Genomic DNA, 20,305 nt, shown 5'->3' with positions numbered 1-20,305 from the left:
CGACACCGGCACATCAAAGCTGCATTCAGGGATGAAACAACAGGATGAAAACGACCTCTGAGAGCCGGTATCTGCTGGTTCTACGCGCCGGGCGCACGGCGCGCAGAAGCGCCTGTCCCCGCCGCCACACGGGAACAGGCGCTTCCTTGCCACTTCCCCGCGGTCCGGCCCCGGCCGTCCGCGGGGGAAACGGGGGCCAGCGGACCGGGCCGTCGGGGAGCGCTTACCCCCGGGGCAGCAGGCCCTCGACCAGGTGCAGTCGCGGCAGCGTGCCCGGGACGGTCGACACGCTCAGCTTCTCGATTCCGGTCTCGGCGAACAGCTTGTCGAAGTTGGCCAAGCCGTGCTTCTGGCCGCCGACGTTCATGAGCAGGAAGAGATCGAGCATGGTGGTGATCCGCATTTCGTCGGGGTGTGCGTCCACCAGGCTGTCGATGATGATCACCCGGGCTCCCGGCGGGGCGCTGGTGGCGATGTTGCGGAGCACCGCCCGGGAGTTCTCGTCCGGCCAGTCCACGAGGTTCTTCAGGATGTAGACGTCTGCCTCGACGGGCACCGACTCCAGGCAGTTGCCCGGCATGAGCGTGGCCCGGGATGCGAGTCGGCCGCCCTCCGCGATGTCCTCGTGGGCGCCCGCCACGACTTGCTCGAAGTCGAAGAGCACGCCCTGCAGACGCGGGAACCGGTCGAGCAGTGTGCGCAGCAACAGGCCCTGGCCACCGCCGATGTCGACGACCTTGCCGACGCCCGTCAGGTCGATGGTCTGTGCGACCACGTCGGAGCTGCGTGTGCTGGAGTCCGTCATGGCCCGCGCGAACAACTGCTCGTCGTCGGGCGCCTCCTCCCGCAGGTAGTCGTAGAACTCCTTCCCGTAGACCGACGGGATGACGGACTTACCGGTGCGGAGCGCCTCCTCCAGCAGCGGCCAGGCCCGCCAGGTCCACGGCGCACCGATCCACAGGATTAGGTTGCGGATGCCGTCGAGCGAGTCCTCGCGCAGCGGCAGCGACATGGCGGTGTGCGAGAAGCTCCGCTCCCCGACCTCCTCGAACACACCGCAGGTGGTCAGGGCGCGCAACAGCCGGTAGAGCAGGTCAGGTTCGAGCCCCGCCTTCTCGGCGAGCTCCTCGATCGGGACGGGCTTGTCGCCGATCATGTCGGGGATCTTCAGCCGGGTTGCCGTCTGGACGGCAGCCGCGTTGCCGGCCGCGAATGCCAGCTCACCAAGCCTCCGGAGGCCGGCGTCCCCGGCCGGTTGCGAAACGTTCATGGATTCCCTCGCGATCGATGCGGGCTCCAGGTTCTGACGGCCCCGACCCTGACCGAGGGCGTTGGTAGGTCGCTGTCCGCCTACTGGTGGCGTGACGTCCGTCCGCGACCAGTGGGCCGCCAGGAGTACCACCCACGATGCGCATGTACTGATTTCAGCTCACATGAGACACACAGAATCGAACTGCGCAGGAGGCACAGTGCACCGCACTTTGATCGTGGCGCGGATGAAACCCGAGGACGCCGACAAAGTCGCCGACCTGTTCCGCTGGTCGGACGGAACGGAACTGCCGCACCTCATCGGCGCCCGGCGACGCACCCTCTTCCGGTTCCACGACCTGTACATGCACCTCGTGGAGGCCGACGAGGACCCCACGGACAAGCTGTACGCGGCACGGCAGCACCCGCTCTTCCAGGAGCTGCATGAACGGCTGCTGCCCTTCATCACCGCCTACGACCCCAAGTGGTCCGAGCCCAAACACGCCATGGCGGTGCCGTTCTACACCTGGCAGGCCGAGTGATGTCCGCCCACGACGCCCACACCGCCCCACCAACGAGCCAAGCGGAACTCCCGGTCACCAAGGTCGCCGCCGCCGAGGTCCCGTCGAGCCCCCGGCACGGCGGCGATCTGCGCATCGTGCTCGGCCCGGCCACGACGGGAGTGACCAGCGGCTTCATGGGCACCGGCCTGCTGGCGGTCGGCGAGCGGATCAGGGAGCACTACCACCCCTACTCGGACGAGTTCATGTACGTCGTGCAGGGCGGTCTGGAGGTGACGACGGACGGCAAGGACGTGCACCGGGTCACGGCAGGTGAGGGAATCCTCATCCCCCGAATGACCAGGCACAAAATGCTCAACAGCGGCACCGTGCCGGCGTTCGTGGTCTTCCACTCGTGCCCGCTCGCGCCTCGCCCCGAGCTGGGACACGTCGACACGGAGGAGCCCGATCCCGATGAGGACTGAACGACGCGCCGTCATCACCGGTATGGGAGTCGTCGCGCCGGGCGGAATCGGCACGCGCGACTTCTGGCACGCCGTGACAGCGGGCCGTACGGCCACGCGCCGCATCACCCTGTTCGACCCGGAGCGATTCCGCTGCCAGATAGCCGCGGAATGCGACTTCGACGCGGCCTCGTTGGGCCTGACGCCACAGGAGATACGCCGGATGGACCGGGCGGTCCAGATGGCCGTGGCAGCCACTGAGGAGGCACTCGCGGACGCGGGGGTCGGCGAGGGCGATCTGGATCCGGCCCGTACCGGCGTCACCATCGGCAACGCGGTAGGCAGCACGATGATGATGGAGGAGGAGTACGTCGTCATCAGCGACGGCGGCCGCCAATGGCTCTGCGACCAGGAGTACGGCGTACGCCACCTGTACGGCGCGGTGATACCGAGCACCGCCGGTGTGGAGGTCGCCCGCCGGGTCGGCGCGGAGGGCCCCACGGCGGTCGTGTCGACAGGCTGCACCTCCGGGCTCGATGCGGTCGGCCATGCCGCGCAGCTGATCGAGGAGGGCTCAGCCGACGTCGTGATCGGCGGTGCGACGGACGCTCCGATCTCGCCGATCACGGTGGCCTGCTTCGACTCGCTGAAGGCCACGTCGACCCGCAACGACGACGCCGCGCACGCCTGCCGTCCCTTCGACCGGGACCGCGACGGGCTTGTGCTGGGGGAAGGGTCTGCGGTCTTCGTGATGGAGGTCAGGGAACGGGCCGTACGACGAGGCGCGAGGATCTACTGCGAGGTGGCCGGCTACGCCGGACGCGCCAACGCGTACCACATGACCGGCCTGAAGCCGGATGGCCGGGAACTCGCCGAGGCCATCGACCGGGCCATGGAGCAGGCCGGTGTCTCGGCCGAGGACATCGACTATGTCAACGCGCACGGATCCGGCACCCGGCAGAACGACCGGCATGAGACCGCCGCGTTCAAGCGGAGCCTCAAGGAACACGCCCGCCGTGTGCCGGTCAGCTCGATCAAGTCGATGGTGGGGCATTCCCTGGGCGCCATCGGCGCGATCGAGGTGGCTGCCTCCGCCCTCGCCATCGAGCACGGAGTGGTGCCGCCGACGGCGAACCTCACCACACCGGACCCCGAGTGCGATCTCGACTACGTCCCGCGCGAGGCGCGTGAGCACCGCACCGACGTGGTGCTCAGCGTCGGAAGCGGCTTCGGCGGCTTCCAGAGCGCGGTCGTACTGATCTCTCCGAGGAGCAGGCGATGATGGTGATCACCGGTCTGGGCGTGGTCGCCCCCACAGGAGTGGGTCTGGACGACTACTGGTCCACCATGCTCGCCGGCAAGGGCGGCATCGACCGCATCAGCCGTTTCGACCCGTCCCGCTACACCACTCAACTCGCCGGGCAGGTCGATGACTTCGAGGCGGCCGACTACGTCCCGTCAAGGCTGCTCGCCCAGACCGACCGGATGACGCATTTCGCGTTCGCCGGGGCGGACATGGCGCTGAAGGACGCCGGTGTTGATGTCGCCGCCATTCCCGAATACGACAGGGCCGTGGTCACGGCGAACGCCGTCGGGGGTGTCGAGTACGGCCAGCACGAGCTGCAGAAGATGTGGAGCGGCGGCCCCATGAGGGTGAGCGCCTACATGTCAGTCGCCTGGTTCTACGCGGCCACCACCGGGCAGCTGTCGATTCACCATGGTCTGCGCGGCCCCTGCGGGCTGATCTCCACCGAGCAGGCCGGAGGCCTGGACGCCGTCGGGCATGCCCGACGGCAACTGCGCCGCGGCGCCCGGCTCGCCGTGACCGGGGGCACGGATGCTCCGCTTTCCCCGGCGAGCATGGTTGCTCAGTTGGCGACGGGGCTGCTCAGCCGGGGCATGGACCCGACGACCGCGTATCTGCCGTTCGACGGTCGTGCCTCGGGCTATGTGCCGGGCGAGGGCGGCGCGATCATGATTATGGAACGGCGTGAGGACGCTGTGCGGCGCGGTGTCGAACGGATCTACGGCGAAGTCGCCGGCTATGCCGCGACGTTCGACCCAGCCCCCGGCTCCGGCCGTGGACCGACGCTCAGCAGCGCGATCCGCAACGCCCTGGAGGACGCGCAGATCGCCCCCGCCGACATCGACGTGGTCTTCGCGGACGGCTCCGGGACGCCGGAGCTGGACGTTGCGGAGGCCACGGCTCTGACGGAGGTGTTCGGCCTCCGGGGTGTGCCGGTAACCGTGCCGAAGGCCGCGACCGGGCGCCTGTACTCGGGCGGCGGCGCCCTCGATGTCGCGACCGCTCTGCTGGCCATTCGCGAGGGCCTGGTACCGCCTACCGCGCATGTCGAGGAGCTCGCACCGGACTGCACGATCGATCTCGTCCGCGCCAAGCCGCGGGAACTGCCGGTACGTCATGCGCTGGTCTGCGCCCGGGGCGTAGGTGGCTTCAACGCGGCGCTGGTGCTGCGCGCGGCGGCTTGACGAGCCCGAAGGCCGAAAGCGTCTCAAGGCCCGCCCACAGGGGTCAACAGATCCCATGAGGCAACGAACTCACCTACCCGATGAGGGAGCGAACATGAGCACATTGAGCGTGGAGAAGCTGCTCGAGATCATGCGGGCAACCCAGGGCGACTCCGAGGATACGTCGAACCTGACCGAGGAAGTCCTCGACGTCCCTTTCACTGATCTGAACGTCGACTCACTGGCTGTCCTGGAGGTCGTCACCCAGATCCAGGATGAATTCCAGCTCCGCATACCGGACGCTGCCATGGACGGCATGGAGACCCCTCGACAGGTCCTCGACTACGTCAACACGCGCCTGGAAGAGGCGGCCTGAAATGGCCGGCCGTACCGACAACTCCATTGTCATCAACGCCCCCATGGAGCTGGTCTGGGACACCACCAACGACGTCTCCACCTGGGCCGTGCTGTTCGAGGAGTACGCCGAGTCGGAGGTCCTGGCCGTCGAGGGCGACACCGTCCGATTCCGGCTCACGACCCGGCCGGACCCGGACGGGAAGCAGTGGAGTTGGGTTTCCGAGCGGACGCCCGACCCCGAGAGCCGTACGGTCACCGCACGCCGACTCGACAACGCCTTGTTCCAATACATGAAAATCCGCTGGGAATACACGACGGAGCCGAACGGCGTCCGGATGCGTTGGATCCAGGAGTTCACCATGAAGCCATCTGCGCCCGTGGACGACTCCGGCGCCGAGCAATACCTGAACCGGCAGACCGTCAAGGAAATGGCCCGCATCAAGAGTCTGGTCGAAGCGGCCGCGCAGGCCGGCGCCGACCGAGGTGCCCAAAGCGAAGGGAACGACAGCGTGCAGGACAGGCCAACGGCAAGTGAAGAGCGCGCACGGGTCTTCAGGGTGCTGCTCCGCGCGGAGATCGCCGAAGGCAAGGAGAAGCAGTTCGAGGAGACCTGGCGGGAGATCGGCGACGTCATCACCGGCCAGCCCGCCAACCTTGGCCAGTGGCTCATGCGCAGCCACGATGAGCCCGGCGTCTACTACATCATCAGCGACTGGACGGACGAGGAGCGCTTCCGCGCGTTCGAGCGCAGCGAGGAGCACGTCGGACACCGGAGCAAGCTGCAGCCGTTCCGGACGAAGGGCTCCATGGTGACCACCGATGTCGTCGCCCAGTTGACCAAGGCAGGGACACAGTGAGCGTCGATGACGAGCGGGGCGCGCTTCGCGTCCTCATCTACGTGCGGGTGGGCGATGACCAGGATCCGGCGCAGGTGGGGAAGCTGGTACAGGCGTACCACGAATCCAGCAAGGCATTGCAGGGTACGCCCGGCATGCTCCGGAACGAGCTGCTGCGAAACCTGAAGGAACCCGTCCGTTTCGCTGTTCTGAGCGAGTGGGAGGACCAACTTGCGTTCCTGAAATGGGAAGAGGGAGCCCACCACAAAGGGCAGACGGCGCCGATACGCGAGTTCGCCGACCCGAGTCCATCCGGAATGCCGTTCGCTGTATACGATGTGGTTGCCGCCTACTCGGCCTGACCGCTGATCTCCGTGACGTGGGGCACCCCAGCCGATGGGGCGCCCCACCTCTTTCGTTCGTCGGTGGCTAAATATTGAACGATTCCCCCCGGGCTCTGCTACCCGCGGGAGAATGGATTTCCAGGGTTTCTGTGTGGCTCACTCTAACGCCCGCGAAACTCTATGAGCTTCAACTGCTGTTAGGGTAGGGTGACTTATTAGATAAAGTCCGCCTGTAGGCCGATGGCGCCCTCACCTGGCGGGTGCAAGAAACCATTGCTTGCGCTTTTCGTGACTGGGACGCTGCTCTCAGTAGGGGGATCACGCGGATGAGTGATGTGCTTGAGGTGCGGTTTCGAGTACTGGGACCCCTGGAGGTGATCGGTGGCGAAGATCGCGAATTGACCCCGAGCGCACCGAAATTACGCCAACTGGTGGCGCTCTTGCTGGTATCCGGGAACCGGATCGTAGGTACCCACGAAATGATGGATGAGTTGTGGGGGAGTCGTCCGCCGGTAAGCGCGCTCGCCACACTCCAGTCGTATGTCTACAAGATCCGGAAGAATGTCTTTGAAGTGCTCGAGGGCACCGGTATCTCGTTGCACACCAAACCGAATGGTTACCGACTGGATATTCCAGACGGGGCCCTAGATGTACACCGTTTTGAGAAACTGAGCGACCTGGGACGGAAGGCGTTTGACGGTGGAGACGTGAAGACCGCCGCCGAACTGCTCGCGGACGCCCTGGCTTTCTGGCGGGGGGCTCCGCTGGCGAACGTCGAACCCGGCGATCAGCTCGGCGTCCAGATCACCCGCTTCCAAGAACGCCGAATGCGCGCCGTGGAGTTGCGGCTCGAAGCCGAGCTCCAGCTCGGCCGGCACCGGGAGCTGGTCAGCGAACTCAGGATGCTGTGCTCCACCCACCCTCTCGACGAGGGCATGCACGCCAAGCTGATGATCGCGCTGTACCGCTCCGGTCGGCGGTACGACGCCCTGGAGACCTATCAGACCTTTCGTCGGAGCATGATCGACGAGCTGGGTCTGGAGCCCTCGCCCATGCTGGCCCGACTGCACACCGCTGTACTGGCAGCCGAACCGGAACTGCATCCCGAGGATGAGTCCGAACTCGAACTGGCACTGCTTCCGGTGCGAACCGGGCCGGAGGGTATCGATGCGGTGTCCGGCCGCACCGCGGTCGGCGACGGCGATGACGAGCAGTTGGGGGAGTCCGCCGGATCGCGGATCGCGGCCGCGGTCGGGCTGCCATCGGGCGGCTCGGTGCAGCAGGTTCGAAATGTGCCCCATCCGGCCCAACTTCGCCCAGACATAGCAGATTTCACGGGCCGGGCGAAGATGCTCGCCAGGCTGGAGAGCCGCCTCACGGAACGCCATGAGCAGTACGCACCGCTGTCCGTCCTGTGGATCACTGGCATGCCGGGAGTGGGTAAGTCGGCCTTGGCCACCCGTCTCGCCCACCGGGTGCGCGACTGGTTTCCGGACGGTCAGCTCTACGTCGACCTGCGCGGTGACAGCGACGATCCGGTTCATCCGCGTACCGTGCTGCACCGCTTCCTCGCCGCGCTCGGCGAGCACCGTTCCGCTCTCCCCGACGACATCGACGAGGCCAGTGAGTTGTTCCGCAGCCGCTGTGCCTCCCGGTCGCTGCTGTTTCTCCTCGACGGTGCCTCGGGTACGGCCCAGGTCAAGCCGCTGCTGCCGGGCAGCGGTGATTGCGCGGTGGTTGTCACCAGCCTGGCGCACGGACTCGCCGGCTCCGAGCTGGTGCTCCTCAACCCGCTCTCTGATGACGAGGCGCTCCGGTTTCTCACCTCGATCGTCGGACCGCAACGTGCGGCGGAGGACCCGTGCGCGGTCGAGCGTATCGTCAAGCTCTGTGGGGGACTTCCGCTCGCGCTGCGGGCAGTCGGTACGCGGCTCGGCCGACTGCAGGGCTGGCCGCTCGGCCAGTTCGCCGAGCGACTCGCCGACCCCCGCCGTCGATTCGACGAGTCCAGTCTCCCTGGTCTCGATCTGCGCGCCTCCTATGACGCCGGGTTCCGGAAGCTCGACGAGCGGGACCGGCTGGCGATGCAGTTGTTCGCGATGCGCTCCAGCGGTCCGTTCACGGCGGAGGACGCCGCCGAACAACTTGGCTGCGACCGGGTGAGCGCTGAAGGAGTCCTCGCTCGGCTCGCCGAGCGGCATCTGCTGCGAGGCACGGGGAGCAAGGACGGCCCGCTGGGCTACTCCGTCCATGAACTGGTGAGGGTGTACGCGCTGCAATGGTTGGCCGGGAACTGACCACTTCCTTCGATCCCGTTGCCGGAGCAGGGAGTACGAATGGGACATACGGAAGGGTGGAACGCGGCCGTGTCGCATGTGGCACACGCGCCGGTGCGACACGGCCGCGAGCATCAGATCCCTCCGTCCACGTTGATCGTCTGGCCGGTCACGTACGAGGAAAGGCCGCTCGCGAGGAAGAGCGCGGTGCCAGCGATCTCGTCCGTCTCACCGAGCCGCCCGAGTGCCGTCTTCTCGCCGTAACGGGCGATCAGTTGGGCCCGCCGCTCGGCCGGCATCGCCTTGGTGTCGTCGCTGTCGATCACTCCGGGCGCGATCACGTTGATCCGAACCCCCCGCCCGGCCAGTTCCTTGGCCGCCGAGCGGGCGAACCCCTCCAGACCTGCCTTCGCTGCCGTGTAGTGGCTCCGCTGAGGAATGCCGCGGGCCGCGGCCCGTGAGCCGATCAAAATGACGGAGGAGCGATCCCCATACAGCGGCAGGGTCTTCTGCACCACCATGAAGGCCGCCGTAAGGCTCGTGTCGAGCACGCGGTGCCACTCCGCCAACTCCAGCTCCGGCAATGGGACATGGCCGATCACACCGGCGTTGTGCACGACGATGTCCAGCGAGCCGTACCTGGTCTTCGCCTCCTCCACCAGCTGATCGACGTCGGCCGGGTCGTTGACATCGGCCTGCAGCAGATGGTGGTTGCCGTCGGTCTTCTTCAGCTCCGCGGCCAACTGGTCCGCCTGCGGACTCGGGTTCTGGTGGCAGGCCAGGACATCGGCGCCGGACCGGGCCAAGGCGAGCACGATGGCCCTCCCGATGCCTCGACTGCCACCGGTGACGAGCGCGTGCTTGCCGGTCAGGGTCAGATTCATGCGGTGCACTCCGAGTTCATGTGTGGGGACCGGATGGTTGCATGGGATACTTTCTGACGCTGCTGGCCAGCGGCTGGGGGCAGGACACCAGCAGACCGCCACTGGAACCCGGCCGAGGCCGTCCGGTGAAGCGGCACCTAAGGGAGCAGTACGACCTGTCCGGCATGCACCAGCCCGGAGCCGAAACCGATGAGCAATGCCGAGTCCCCGGACCGGGCCTCGCCCGAGGTGAGCAGGCGTTCCATCGCCATCGGGATCGAGGCACCGGATGTGTTGCCGCTGTCGGCGATGTCCCTGGCGACGGCCGTCTCGGCGGGCAGGCCGATGTCCTTGACCAGTGCGTCGGTGATGAGGCCGTTCGCCTGGTGCGGGATGAAGGCGGACAGCTCGTCCGGGGTGAGGCCGGCCCGTTCGACGGCGTCCCGGGCGGCTTGGCCCATGGTTTCGGTGGCCCAGCGGAAGACCTTCCAGCCGGTCATGCACAGGTAGGGCCAGGGCAGGTCACCGTTGTTGCGCAGCATCGGTGTCCAATGGCCGGTCATGGTGATGGCGTCCATCCGCTCACCGTCCGCGCCCCAGGCCACCGGACCGATGCCCGCTGTCTCGGAGGGGCCGATGACAACGGCGCCCGCCCCGTCCGCGAAGAGGAAGGCCGTGGCCGGATCATTCGGGTCCACCACGTCCGTCATCCGGTCCGCGCCGACCAGCAGGACGTGGCGGGCCATGGCGGACCGCACCATGCCGTCCGCGATGGCGACGCCGTGGCAGAACCCCGCACACGCCGCCGACAGGTCGAAGGCCGCTGCCTGATCGGCCCCGAGGCGGTGTGCCACGTCCACCGCCAGCGCGGGCATCTGAAGGAGATGGCTGATCGTCGCGACCAGGACGCAGTCCACCTCGTCGGCCGACAAGCCGGCTGCGGACAGGGCCTTTTCAGCAGCGCTGGTGGCCATCATCGCCAGTGACTCGTCCGGGCCGGCGAACCGTCGGCTTTGGATGCCCGACCGGCGAGCGATCCACTCGGGGGCCACTCCGATCCGAGGGGCGATCTCCTCGTTGGTGACGACACGCATGGGCCGGTACGCTCCGACGCCGCGGATGCGGCTGCCGGCGACGGGAGCCGACTGCGACAAGAACAACTGAGACATCTGCGCCCCTTCAGTACGGATCCACCTGCGAGGGTGATGCTCGCAGTCCTGCATTGCAGCCCGATGGCGTACACGGACGGCGGTCGCCAGCAGCGGAACGAGCCGTTCACCACCGATCCCCCAGCGGTCCTTGTCGCTGAGGGAACCTTGGCGGATGTGCCGTCAGTTCGCCCGCAGGTCGGGGGCGTTCGCCGACGCGGGTGGTGGGCACGGGGCAGACGGGGGCACATCGGTCGGTTCGACCGTCAGGTGCGGCAGTCGCTTGTCGAGCCAGCCGGGCAACCACCAGTTGGCGGTGCCCAGGACCCGCATGACGGCTGGCACCAGCATGGTGCGGATGACGAACGCGTCCAATGCCACCGCCGCGGCGAGGCCCACGCCGAACTCGGAGATGATTCGCTCGTCGCGGAAGACGAACGCTGAGAACACGCAGATCATGATGACCGCCGCCGCGTTGATGACCCGGCTGGTGTTCGTCAGGCCCACCGTCACCGCCTTGCGGTTGTCGTGGGAGTGCACCCATTCCTCGTGCATCCGGCTGACCAGGAACACCTGGTAGTCCATCGACAGCCCGAACAGGACCGCCAGCATCACCGTCGGCAGGAATGCCTCGACCGGCCCGCCCCCTCCGACACCGAGAGGGCCCGAGAGCCAGCCCCACTGGAAGAGCGCCACCAGCACTCCGAATGAGGCCGCCGCGGCGAGCAGGTTCATCACTGCGGCAGTCAGCGGGATCACCAGACTGCGGAAGGCCACGAGCAGCAGAAGGAATCCGAGCGCCACCACGATGAGCACGAACCACGGCAGCTTGCCCAGCATGACGGTGGCGAAGTCGTCGAACGTGGCAGTCTGTCCCCCGACGTAGACGTTCATCGTGGTGCCGCGCTCGGCAGCCGGGATCGTCGTGTCGCGCAGCCGCGCGATGAGATCCGAGGTCGCCTCGTCCTGCGGGGCGGTCTTCGGGATCACCTGCACCACGGCCGTCGTTGTGCCCGGCTGCGCGGGCAAGGCCACGACCGAGCCCACGTTCGCGTCATCCCGTACAGTGTCGGCGAGTTGCTGTAGAGCATCCCTGTCGCTTGTGCCGTCGACATCAGCGACGAGTTGCAGCGGGCCGTTGAAGCCCGGCCCGAAGCCGTCCTCCAGCATGTCGTACGCCTGGCGCGTGGTGTTCGACTCGGGACGGTTGCCCTGGTCGGAGATGCCGAGCCGGAGCGAGAAGAACGGGATGGTCAGAACGGCCAGCACGACCACGGCGACGGTCAGCAGCCCGCCGGGACGACGCTGGACGAATGCCGCCCACCGCACCGCAAGTCCGCGCGGTTCCTCCTCGCTCGTACCCTCGTCGGCGAGCCGCCGCCGCTCCCGGCGGCTGAGCACCCGCAGGCCGCAGAGGCCGAGCAGCGCCGGCATGAACGTCACCGACGCGACCATGGTGAGCACCACCACCGTGGTGGTGGCGATCGCGACGCCGGTGAGGAACTCCAGCCGCAGTGCCAGCAGGCCGAGGAGCGCGATGCAGACCGTAGCGCCAGCGAAGAGCACCGCGCGGCCGGACGTGTTGAGCGCCCGGACAGCGGCCTCTTCCGGGGCGAGGCCCGACTTCAGCCCCTGCCGGTGGCGGGTGATGATGAATAGCGCGTAGTCGATGCCCACGCCGAGACCGATCAGCGTCGAGAGAGTGGCGGCCAGTTCCGGTACATCGGCGCCGTGCGACAGAAGCTTGATGGTCATCATGCCGGTGCCGACGCTGAACAGCGCGCTGATCAGCGGAAGCAACATCGCGAGCAGCGACCCGAAGGCGAGATAGAGCACGACCGCCGCGGCCACCAGGCCCACGAACTCGGCGATGTTGCCGGCCTGCCCCTCCTCGGTCTTCTCCGCGACGGGTCCTGAGACCTCAACCTTGATCCCGTCGGTACGGGCGGCGGCAGCGGCGTCGACGACACGCTCGGCCTCTTCCACCGACAGCTCTTCGGCAGTCTTGTGGTAAGTGATCCTGGCGTAGGCGGTACGGCCGTCGCGGCTGATCTGGGTGGCGCCGGCGGGGGAGTACGGGCTGGTGACCGAGCCGACCGTGTCGAGTCCGTCGATCTCATCGAGTGTCGTGGACAGTCGCTCGCGTACCGCGCTGTCCCGGACGGTCCCATCGGCCACATGCCAGACGACGGTGTCCATGTCGCCTGCGCGCTCCGGGAACGCGGATTTGACGAGGTCCTGTGCCTTGTCCGATTCGGTGCCGGGGACGGAGAAGACGTTCGCGTAGGCGGGGCCAGCGGCCTGGCTGGCCACGGAGATGCCGCCTAACGCCAACAACCACATGAGCAGAACTAAGAGGCGATGCCGGAAGCACCAGCGAGCCAGCGGGGTCATGCCGCTCCTAAGAATTAATCGGTCGATCGATTAATACTTGCGAAGGTAGCATACGAGGAGGCAAAGCCCAGGTGACGGCACGACACATGTGCGACACTTCCCGGGCCGCAGAACGGGAGTTGGATCGACGATGGCCCGGATCGCCGGAAGCACCGCCGGAGTTACCCGGCAGCGGATCCTGGACGCCGCGAGCGTGCTGTTCGCCGAGCACGGCTACGCCGGCACCTCGATGCGGGACCTCGCGCAGCACCTGGGAATGACCAGCGCTGCCCTCTACTACCACTTTCCGGCCAAGGAGGAGCTGCTCTCGGCGCTCGTGGGCCCTGTCGTGGACGCCCTCGACCAGTTCGCCGACCAAGCCGAGGACGCCGAGTTCAACCAGGAGAAGCTGGTCCGAGGCATCATCGCGGCCCTGGAGAACAGCGGCCGAACCCTGCAGGCCATCGCGACCGAGCCCGCCGCGCTCCGCATCCTGGTCGACCGCCACGACCTCGGCCGGCGGCTGGCGCGGCTGGAACGGCTCATCGCCGGTACGGACGATCCCGAGATGATGCTGCGCTGTCGCTGCGCGCTCGGCGCGATCCGCATCGGTGTCATGTCGATACGCGCGAGGGTGCCACGTCCTGGCGCGTCGGCTGACACGACGCGTGAGCCAGGCCTGACGCCTTCTCCGCCGCGACTCACCTACGTCGAGCGCGAGTTGCTCGTATCGATCGCGCTCGCGGTACTCAGCGCACCGGCGCCGAGCGATGGCCGGACCGAGTGACCCCACCCGTGCAGCTGTCACGGTGCCATGCCTGTGCCCACCATTCCCTGGCACAGCCTGGGTTGAGGTCCAGGCCCAGGTTCCGTCGGCGTCGACCAGGCCAAGGTCCACGGCGGTCAGGGAGCAGTTGAGGATGTTGGCTCGATGGCCCGGCGAGTTCATGTCGTACACGACAGCAGCAGATGGGCGCTGACGACTTCGTCCTGCGCCCATGGAGCACCTGCGCTGCGTTGCCCCGAACATCCCGCGGTCGTAGTACCCAGTCGCCACCACGCCTGTCCACTGCCCTTCCCGGTCCTTGCGTGTGCCGTCTGCTAGAAGGGGAGACTCTGGCTCCGAGCGCCCTAGCAGAACGACATCTGCAATACGCGTCGGCGCTACGCCGACTCCAAGGGTGAGAGAGTGAGGACGGGCCGGAGCATCCCGTTGCTTTGCCGAGGTTTTACGTCTTGGTTCGGCCGACCGCTCTGGCCAGTCCCAAGGTCGCTGCTCAGATCACACTTGACCTCCTGTATTCGACGTGGCCCTCCTGCTGCGCGGTGCGACAGGGACCGCACTCGCCACTAACCGCATCACCAGACGTGCCACCCTCGCGCCCTACCTCGGCGAACTGCTGACGAGCGGTTTGCCCACGGGGCCCGGGCTGAGCGCGTTGGCGACAAACACCAAACGGCATGCAGTGGTTGGCGCCGGGAGCTGGGCCACCAGTGCGGTGACAGTGGCCCACCAGTACGGTGACAGCGGGCCACCAGCGCCCTCGGCCAATCTCGGGGCCGTCAGAGTCTGGAAACCCCATCGATTGCGAGGGGGGAGCGGGCCTTAGCAGCCGGAGCCGCGGCAGCCGCCCGGATGGCGACCCGGTTGAAGGTCTCGGAACCCGATCGATGACAAACCCGTGCTGGGCTCTCCGCGAGGACTCACCCGGCGACCAACCAGCAACTATGCGCGGGTGCGATGACAGCTTTCAGCATCAGCCGATCCTGCATGGGTTTCCGTCCTCGAAGAATTTCATGGAACCGCCGTACGAGAACTCTCCCACTGTGCTCCGCAACGTCACCGTCGGAGCCTGGGTGACCACCATTGACTGCCTGGTGGACATGTGTTCGCCAGAAAGGGACCGAAGTGAACCCGTCTCAAGAATCCCGCAGTGACGGCTACACCGCGCACCGCCGCACCCTTCTTCTCGGCATGCTCGGTGGTGCCGGGTTCGGCTTTGTCGGTAGTGCCGGCACGGCCCTGGCCGCTTCGCCGAACGACCCGGCGGTGGACCCGGCGCCCGATTTCAACTTCGACACCGGAAACGCCGTCAGTGAACTGTTCGTCGAGGGCAGGCAGGCGGCAGGTGGCCTCATGGCCATCGCTCCCATGGACGTCACGATGATGATTCGTGTCACGCAAATGGTGCAACTCGCGTGGTTCGACGCGGTGGCGCCTTACCATTCGACTGCGGTGGGCGTGTACTCGAGACTGGGCCGTCGCCCCTCGAGCGAGAGCGCCACCAACAGGAACAAGAACATCGCACTTCTCTACGCCTCCCACCGGGTGCTTATAGAGCTGCTGCCGACGCAGACCAAGGAATGGCGCAAGATCATGACTTCGGTCGGCCTGGACCCGGACGACAGGACGGAGAACAAAAGCACTCCTGTGGGCATCGGAAACCTCGCAGGGAAAGCGATCATCGCGAACCGGCGGCGAGACGGCATGAACCAGCTCGGCGACGAGGGCGGGCGCAGGTACAACCCGCGGCCCTATGCGGACTATCTCGGATACCAACCGGTCAACTCGGCCTTCAAGATCCGCGATGCCTCACACTGGCAGCCGCTCCTCGGCCCCCACGATCGTCGACTCAAGCAAGGAACGGGTGACGTGGGCGCGTACGCGATACAGCAGTTTGTGACACCTCAACTGAGCGTCACCAAGCCGTACTCCTACACCAACCCCGACGAATTCCGTGTCGCGCCTCCGAAGAACAGCGACCACACCAACGCCAGGGCGTACAAGCGTCAGGTGGACGAAGTGCTGGCGGCGTCGGCGGAGCTCACAGACGAGCAGAAGCTGATGGCGGAGATCTTCGACGACAAGTTTCTCGGTATCGGCCTCTCGATCGGTGAGGCGTGCGCGGCCCATGACCTGGATCTCGACGGATGGATTCAGGCACACATGCTCGCGGCCACTGCGGCGTTCGACACGTGCATTGCGGTATGGAAGAACAAACTCCGCTACGACGCGCCGCGGCCGTTCACGGCGATTCGGCATGTGTACGGCGGCAAGAAGGTCACGGCCTGGGGCGGGCCCGGGAAGGGGACGGTGAGTGATATCCCCGCCGACCAATGGCGAGGCTACCTACTGGTGGGAGACCATCCCGAATACCCGTCCGGATCGACGAGCCTGATGGCCGCCCAGGCACAGGTGACGCGCCGTTTCCTCGACTCGGACACCGTTGATTTCACGTTGCCCTACACCAAGGGCTCGTCAATGGCGGAACCGGGCATCACACCGGACAATGATCTCGTAGTGCACTTCGACACCTGGACTGAGCTGAACCGAGCCTGTGGCATGAGCAGGTTGTGGGGCGGGGTGCACTTCATGTCGGCGGTAGGGGCCGGGTGGGAGCTCGGTGCCCGGGTGGGTGACCGCGCTTACGAGTTCGTGGTCAAGCACATCAAAGGCGAGGTTGACCAGCAATGACTGCACGGGCTGCCGCGTTCACATGACGGAGCTGCGGTGAACGGAGGGGGCGCCGAGATGATCGCTCTGCCGGACGATTTCAGCTGCGGTCAACATCTGCTGTCACGGTCGACCGGGTCTTGGGGCGTGTTGGGCGCGTTCATATGGAGTCCTTCAGATGGCGAGTTCTCCATCGAAGAGGAAGACCAGTGAGGTCGTGTTGTAGTAGTTGACCGTGAGGCGATCGTCGACGAGTGCGGTTCGCCTTTGCCCGCCGCATGCCAGTCGTTGAGCCCGAGGCGTCTTCCGTTGTCGCCGCTGAGGGAGAAGGCGATGGTTTCGCTCTCCACCTTGTAGTACTCCCACCACTGAGTTGTCGTGTCTTCGTCGCAGGCGAGCTGACGTACGACGGCTCCGTCGGGGCGCTGATCGGGGTAGGTCAGGCAGAGCTTGCTCGCCTGGTTGCGGAGTTGAACATGGCCGTTTGCGTTGCGTACCAGCTCCCAGGTCTGGCCCGCGGTGTCGTTGCAGCCGGCTTCGCGGGGCTGGGCGCCGGAGTTGCCGGACGTTTCCATGCACTGGTCCGTGGACTTGATGCGCAGCCGGGTGGTGTCGGCCGCCTTCGGAACCTGAGGTGTCGGCGTTGGGGTTGGGGTCAGAGTCGGCGTGGGTGTAGGTGTTTCAACTAGTCTGGTCACCTTAGGAGTTGGGCTAGGAGGTGACGGCGTGGGAGGTGTGGACTCGCGGACGGCGGTGACTGACGGGGTGCGGGCAAGTGGTGCCGTCTGGTTGTCGTCGTCCCCGGTGTCGCTCAGGAGCAGGAAACCAGCGACGCCGGCCACGGCCACGAGTCCCGCCGCCGCACTCGCGCCCAGCGGGTTCAACTTGGCCTTCGTCAGATGCGCCGCGCCCGTCCCTGCGTCGCCCGCTGCTGTCCCCGCCTCCGCCAGCCGCGAGGCGAGGTAGGCGGGGCCGCCCACAACAGCACCGCGCCTGGCAGGACCAGCCGCATGTGCTCGTTGAGTTCGGTCAACTCCGTCATGGCCCGGCGGCAGCCGGCGCATCCGTCGAGGTGTCGCTCCAGATCCCTATTGCGCCGTCGGCCGGGACGGCGTATGGCGGCTGCGAGGAGACGGCTGAAGTGCCGGCACTCCGGCTGGTCCGCGGACTCGACGGACTCGATGTGTGCGGTGAGGTACGCCTCGCGCAGGCCCTCGCGGGCACGAGCAGCAAGGGAGCCGACGCCGCTGGGGCCGATACCGAGGAGTGCGCCGACCTGTTCGGCCGACTCGCCCTGGACGACGGTGTGCCACAGCACCGCCTGCCAGCGTTCCGGAAGGGAGCGGAAGCCGCGTACGAGAAAGGCATCGTCCTCCTGGCGCAGGACGCGTGACTCGCCGCTCTCCTCGATGGGTGTGGACTCCAGCCAGCGTTCGAAGTCCGGTGAAAGGTCGGTGCGGCGAGCGGTGGCCGCCCAGTCGGCGGCGGTACGGCGGACCACTGCCAGGAGGTACGGGCGCCACGCGGACTCGGGGCCGCGGCCGGCTCGTACCGCCTGCCGGGCACGACCATCACCCAGACCCTGGGCGAGAGCGTCGGCATTGTGCGTGACGGTGACTTCGCGGTCGGGATGAAGCCGCTTACCGACCGCACGGAGGGCGGCTGGCCGCGCGAGGACACGACCAGCTACTTCAACGGCACCTTCAACAACGCTAATACGCCAGGGGCGAGGGCGGCGTACTCGTTCACCGGCTTCGGGGGCACCTGGCACGGCATCAGGGACCCGACCAAGGCTCGGTTCGGTCTCCATCGACGGTGGACCTGCTGTGGCGGTCAACCTCTACGGCTCCGCCCGCAGCGTCGACATCCGCGTCTGCGCCAGCCCCGTGCTACCCCACGGCCACTACGCCATCACGATCACCTCGCCGACCAAGGGATGGGTCACCCCCGACCGGTTCGTGGTCCGAGGCGGCACCAAGGAGGAGTCGATCCAGACACTCGACGGTGCGCAGGTGCCGTTCAGTCCGGCAGCAGAGGGGGCGGTCTGCTCCTCGATCTGAGCGGCTTCACGAAGACGGCCAACGGATTTCGTACTCCGGCTCGCCGTCGACCGGCCCATGAGCTCGGAGTTCGTGACGAGCCGGCCTGTCTCCTGGGATCACGCCGACGCGACCGTGTTCCACACTTCGACTACTCCGGGGCGAGCGCGGCCCTGCCGCTGGGCCGCTACACCGCATCGGAGCTGTCGGCTGAGGGGTGGCCATACGCAGCATCTCCTCGATGCGGGTGCCTTCCGGCTACCGGGTGACGGGCTACTCCGGTGACAACTTCACCGGTGCCGCGTGGAAGTTCATCACAGACACGTCCAACCTGGGCGCGACCGGCAACAACGACGCGATCACCTCGCTGACCGTGTCGTTCGACCCGGTCGGGTACTTCCGCCTGAACAACGTTACGAACGGCCTGGCCCTGGACAGCGGTGGCGAGGTCGACGCGGGCTAAAGCCTCAAGCAGTGGACGCCGGGCAGCAGCCCTCATTTGCAATGGCAGGTGGTCGACCTCGAAGACGGCTACTACAAGCTCGTCAACCGACCCGACGGCATGGTCATCGAGGGCCGGGGCTCGACCGGCGAAGGTGCCCCGGCCCCGGCAGGTCGGAGCCGCGGGAGTCGGCGCTGGCCTATATGCGGGGGCTGATCGCTCCGCTGCAGCGGAAGAACGGCTGGACGCTGGCGGAGGAAGCCGGCCACGCTGGCCCGGACCGTATCCACCGGATGCTGAACCGGATCGAGTGGGACGCGGATGAGGTCCTCGACGACGTGCGTCAGTACGTGGTCGACAACCTCGGTGACCGGGACGCCGTCCTGGTCGTGGACGACACGGGTTTCCTGAAGAAGGGGACGCGGTCGGCCGGGGTGCAGCGGCAGTACTCCGGCACCGCCGGGCGGACGGAGAGCTGCCAGGTCGGCGTCTTCCTCGCGTATGCGACGAGCCGCGGGCGGACACTGATCGACCGGCGTCTGTATCTTCCCACCTCCTGGACCGACGACCGCGAAAGGTGCCGCCGGGCCGGCATCGACGACGAGGTCGCCTTCGAGACCAAGGTGGCCTGGCCAGGGCGATGGTCCGCCGCGCCGTCGCGGACAATATCCCGTTCCGGTGGCTGACCGCGGATGCCGCCTACGGGTTCAGCAAAGGCTGGCGGTCCGAGCTGGAGCGGGCGGACGTCTTCCACGTCATGGCCACCACCCGCCACGACACCGTGGTCACCCGCTGGGCGATCGACCATCCCGTCCACGACCTGTTCAACGGTCTTGCCCGGCAGAAATGGAAGCGCCGTTCCTGCGGCAGCGGGGCTCACGGCCTGCGGATCTACGACTGGGCCCGCGTCGAGGTGCGGCCCTGGCACCGGCCCGACCGCCGCCACTGGGTCATCGCCCGCCGCAGCGTGAGCCGGCCCGAGGAGATCTCCTACTACATCGCCTATTGCCCCGCCCAGACCACCCTGGATGACCTGATCCGCATCGCGGGCAGCCGGTGGGCCATCGAGGAATGCTTCCAGAGCGCGAAACAGGAGTGCGGCCTGGACGACTACCAGGTCCGCCGCTACCCCGGATGGCACTGCCACATGACCCTCGCCTTGGCTGCCCACGCCTGCCTGACCGTCCTGCGAGCCCGCGAGCTGGATGCCGGGAAAGCAGAAACGGATCCTCCCAGCTCATCCACCTCAGCCTCGCCGAAATACGACGGCTGATCACCCGCCTTACCGACCGCCGGCCCGCACCCGTCGAGCACATCCTGCACTGGTCGACCTGGCGCCGACGACGACAACACCAGGCCCGCATCAGCCACTACAAACGACGCGGACACAGTCCCTGACCTGGCCATCCGTCACCGCAAGCACCGTTGCAGTACTAGTACTCCAGTGGTACTTCACCATTCCCGCTGGTCAGAGACGGTCTTTCGAGCTTAG

General features: G+C 67.0%; 19 protein-coding genes and 1 pseudogene. 14 read left to right on the top strand and 6 right to left on the bottom strand.

All coding sequences use genetic code 11. The features are described from left to right. Positions 1-223 precede the first annotated feature (223 nt). Positions 224-1,270, bottom strand: a complete 1,047-nt coding sequence (locus ACFPQ9_RS42185) for a methyltransferase (protein ID WP_380865191.1) — start codon at positions 1,268-1,270, stop codon at positions 224-226. Between the two features lie 199 nt (positions 1,271-1,469). Here ACFPQ9_RS42185 and ACFPQ9_RS42180 point away from each other — a divergent pair, with 199 nt between their 5' ends. The 8 genes from ACFPQ9_RS42180 (at position 1,470) to ACFPQ9_RS42145 (ending at position 8,515) form a co-directional block, all read left to right on the top strand. Beyond that, positions 1,470-1,790, top strand: coding sequence for a TcmI family type II polyketide cyclase (locus ACFPQ9_RS42180; protein WP_380865188.1), 321 nt, complete (start codon positions 1,470-1,472; stop codon positions 1,788-1,790). Further along, positions 1,790-2,233 (top strand): cupin domain-containing protein, encoded by a 444-nt coding sequence (locus ACFPQ9_RS42175; RefSeq protein ID WP_380865185.1) that lies wholly within the window; start codon positions 1,790-1,792, stop codon positions 2,231-2,233. The genes ACFPQ9_RS42180 and ACFPQ9_RS42175 overlap by 1 nt, the downstream gene beginning before the upstream one ends. Continuing rightward, the gene (locus ACFPQ9_RS42170) at positions 2,223-3,494 is read left to right on the top strand and encodes a beta-ketoacyl-[acyl-carrier-protein] synthase family protein (protein ID WP_380865183.1); all 1,272 of its coding nucleotides are present in this window, start codon (positions 2,223-2,225) and stop codon (positions 3,492-3,494) included. Before ACFPQ9_RS42175 ends, ACFPQ9_RS42170 begins: the two co-directional genes overlap by 11 nt. Next, on the top strand, positions 3,491-4,702 hold the full coding sequence (locus ACFPQ9_RS42165; RefSeq protein ID WP_380865180.1) for a ketosynthase chain-length factor: 1,212 nt from the start codon (positions 3,491-3,493) through the stop codon (positions 4,700-4,702). Before ACFPQ9_RS42170 ends, ACFPQ9_RS42165 begins: the two co-directional genes overlap by 4 nt. A 94-nt stretch (positions 4,703-4,796) precedes the next feature. Beyond that, the gene (locus ACFPQ9_RS42160) at positions 4,797-5,057 is read left to right on the top strand and encodes a phosphopantetheine-binding protein (protein WP_380865177.1); all 261 of its coding nucleotides are present in this window, start codon (positions 4,797-4,799) and stop codon (positions 5,055-5,057) included. 1 nt (position 5,058) lies between these two features. Next, positions 5,059-5,895 carry an antibiotic biosynthesis monooxygenase gene (locus tag ACFPQ9_RS42155; protein ID WP_380865174.1) on the top strand — a complete coding sequence of 279 codons (837 nt, stop codon included), beginning with the start codon at positions 5,059-5,061 and terminating at the stop codon, positions 5,893-5,895. After that, positions 5,892-6,236 carry an antibiotic biosynthesis monooxygenase family protein gene (locus ACFPQ9_RS42150; RefSeq protein ID WP_380865172.1) on the top strand — a complete coding sequence of 115 codons (345 nt, stop codon included), beginning with the start codon at positions 5,892-5,894 and terminating at the stop codon, positions 6,234-6,236. The genes ACFPQ9_RS42155 and ACFPQ9_RS42150 overlap by 4 nt, the downstream gene beginning before the upstream one ends. 308 nt (positions 6,237-6,544) lie before the next feature. Then, complete coding sequence (locus ACFPQ9_RS42145; RefSeq protein WP_380865169.1) at positions 6,545-8,515, top strand: AfsR/SARP family transcriptional regulator; 1,971 nt, start codon at positions 6,545-6,547, stop codon at positions 8,513-8,515. A 113-nt stretch (positions 8,516-8,628) separates the two neighbouring features. Here the strand turns inward: ACFPQ9_RS42145 and ACFPQ9_RS42140 are convergent, their stop codons facing one another. From ACFPQ9_RS42140 to ACFPQ9_RS42130, 3 genes are all read right to left on the bottom strand, one after another. Then, on the bottom strand, positions 8,629-9,378 hold the full coding sequence (locus ACFPQ9_RS42140; RefSeq protein ID WP_380865166.1) for an SDR family NAD(P)-dependent oxidoreductase: 750 nt from the start codon (positions 9,376-9,378) through the stop codon (positions 8,629-8,631). 137 nt (positions 9,379-9,515) lie between these two features. Beyond that, a complete protein-coding gene (locus tag ACFPQ9_RS42135) occupies positions 9,516-10,526 on the bottom strand; it encodes a beta-ketoacyl-ACP synthase III (protein ID WP_380865164.1) in 1,011 nt (336 codons plus the stop codon). A gap of 162 nt (positions 10,527-10,688) precedes the next feature. Further along, positions 10,689-12,899 carry an MMPL family transporter gene (locus ACFPQ9_RS42130; protein WP_380865162.1) on the bottom strand — a complete coding sequence of 737 codons (2,211 nt, stop codon included), beginning with the start codon at positions 12,897-12,899 and terminating at the stop codon, positions 10,689-10,691. Positions 12,900-13,029: 130 nt separating this feature from the next. Here ACFPQ9_RS42130 and ACFPQ9_RS42125 point away from each other — a divergent pair, with 130 nt between their 5' ends. Together ACFPQ9_RS42125 and ACFPQ9_RS42120 are read left to right on the top strand one after the other, a co-directional pair. Then, the gene (locus tag ACFPQ9_RS42125) at positions 13,030-13,665 is read left to right on the top strand and encodes a TetR/AcrR family transcriptional regulator (protein ID WP_380865159.1); all 636 of its coding nucleotides are present in this window, start codon (positions 13,030-13,032) and stop codon (positions 13,663-13,665) included. Positions 13,666-14,787: 1,122 nt separating this feature from the next. Then, the gene (locus ACFPQ9_RS42120; RefSeq protein ID WP_380865157.1) at positions 14,788-16,353 is read left to right on the top strand and encodes a vanadium-dependent haloperoxidase; all 1,566 of its coding nucleotides are present in this window, start codon (positions 14,788-14,790) and stop codon (positions 16,351-16,353) included. An 89-nt stretch (positions 16,354-16,442) separates the two neighbouring features. Here the strand turns inward: ACFPQ9_RS42120 and ACFPQ9_RS42115 are convergent, their stop codons facing one another. Both ACFPQ9_RS42115 and ACFPQ9_RS42110 read right to left on the bottom strand, forming a co-directional pair. Then, positions 16,443-17,030 carry an RICIN domain-containing protein gene (locus ACFPQ9_RS42115; protein WP_380865154.1) on the bottom strand — a complete coding sequence of 196 codons (588 nt, stop codon included), beginning with the start codon at positions 17,028-17,030 and terminating at the stop codon, positions 16,443-16,445. A 197-nt stretch (positions 17,031-17,227) separates the two neighbouring features. Beyond that, positions 17,228-17,833, bottom strand: a complete 606-nt coding sequence (locus ACFPQ9_RS42110) for an RNA polymerase sigma factor (RefSeq protein ID WP_380865152.1) — start codon at positions 17,831-17,833, stop codon at positions 17,228-17,230. 325 nt (positions 17,834-18,158) lie between these two features. On the opposite strand from ACFPQ9_RS42110, the gene ACFPQ9_RS42105 reads away from it, so the two are divergent. The 4 genes and pseudogenes from ACFPQ9_RS42105 to ACFPQ9_RS42090 form a co-directional block, all read left to right on the top strand. Beyond that, the gene (locus ACFPQ9_RS42105) at positions 18,159-18,392 is read left to right on the top strand and encodes a hypothetical protein (RefSeq protein WP_380865150.1); all 234 of its coding nucleotides are present in this window, start codon (positions 18,159-18,161) and stop codon (positions 18,390-18,392) included. Positions 18,393-18,612: 220 nt separating this feature from the next. Further along, on the top strand, positions 18,613-18,834 hold the full coding sequence (locus ACFPQ9_RS42100; protein ID WP_380865148.1) for a hypothetical protein: 222 nt from the start codon (positions 18,613-18,615) through the stop codon (positions 18,832-18,834). A 48-nt stretch (positions 18,835-18,882) separates the two neighbouring features. Further along, entirely contained in the window at positions 18,883-19,029 is a 147-nt protein-coding gene (locus ACFPQ9_RS42095; protein WP_380865194.1) for a hypothetical protein, read from the top strand. After that, positions 18,984-20,086: pseudogene (locus tag ACFPQ9_RS42090) on the top strand (IS701 family transposase); the annotation flags it as partial. The gene ACFPQ9_RS42095 and the pseudogene ACFPQ9_RS42090, both read left to right, overlap by 46 nt. Between the last annotated feature and the right edge of the window lie 219 nt (positions 20,087-20,305).

The organism is Streptomyces coerulescens, assembly GCF_042657965.1.
Lineage (GTDB): Bacteria > Actinomycetota > Actinomycetes > Streptomycetales > Streptomycetaceae > Streptomyces > Streptomyces coerulescens.
Note: the sequence above shows the minus strand (reverse complement) of the source record. Positions and strands in the feature narration are given on the sequence as shown.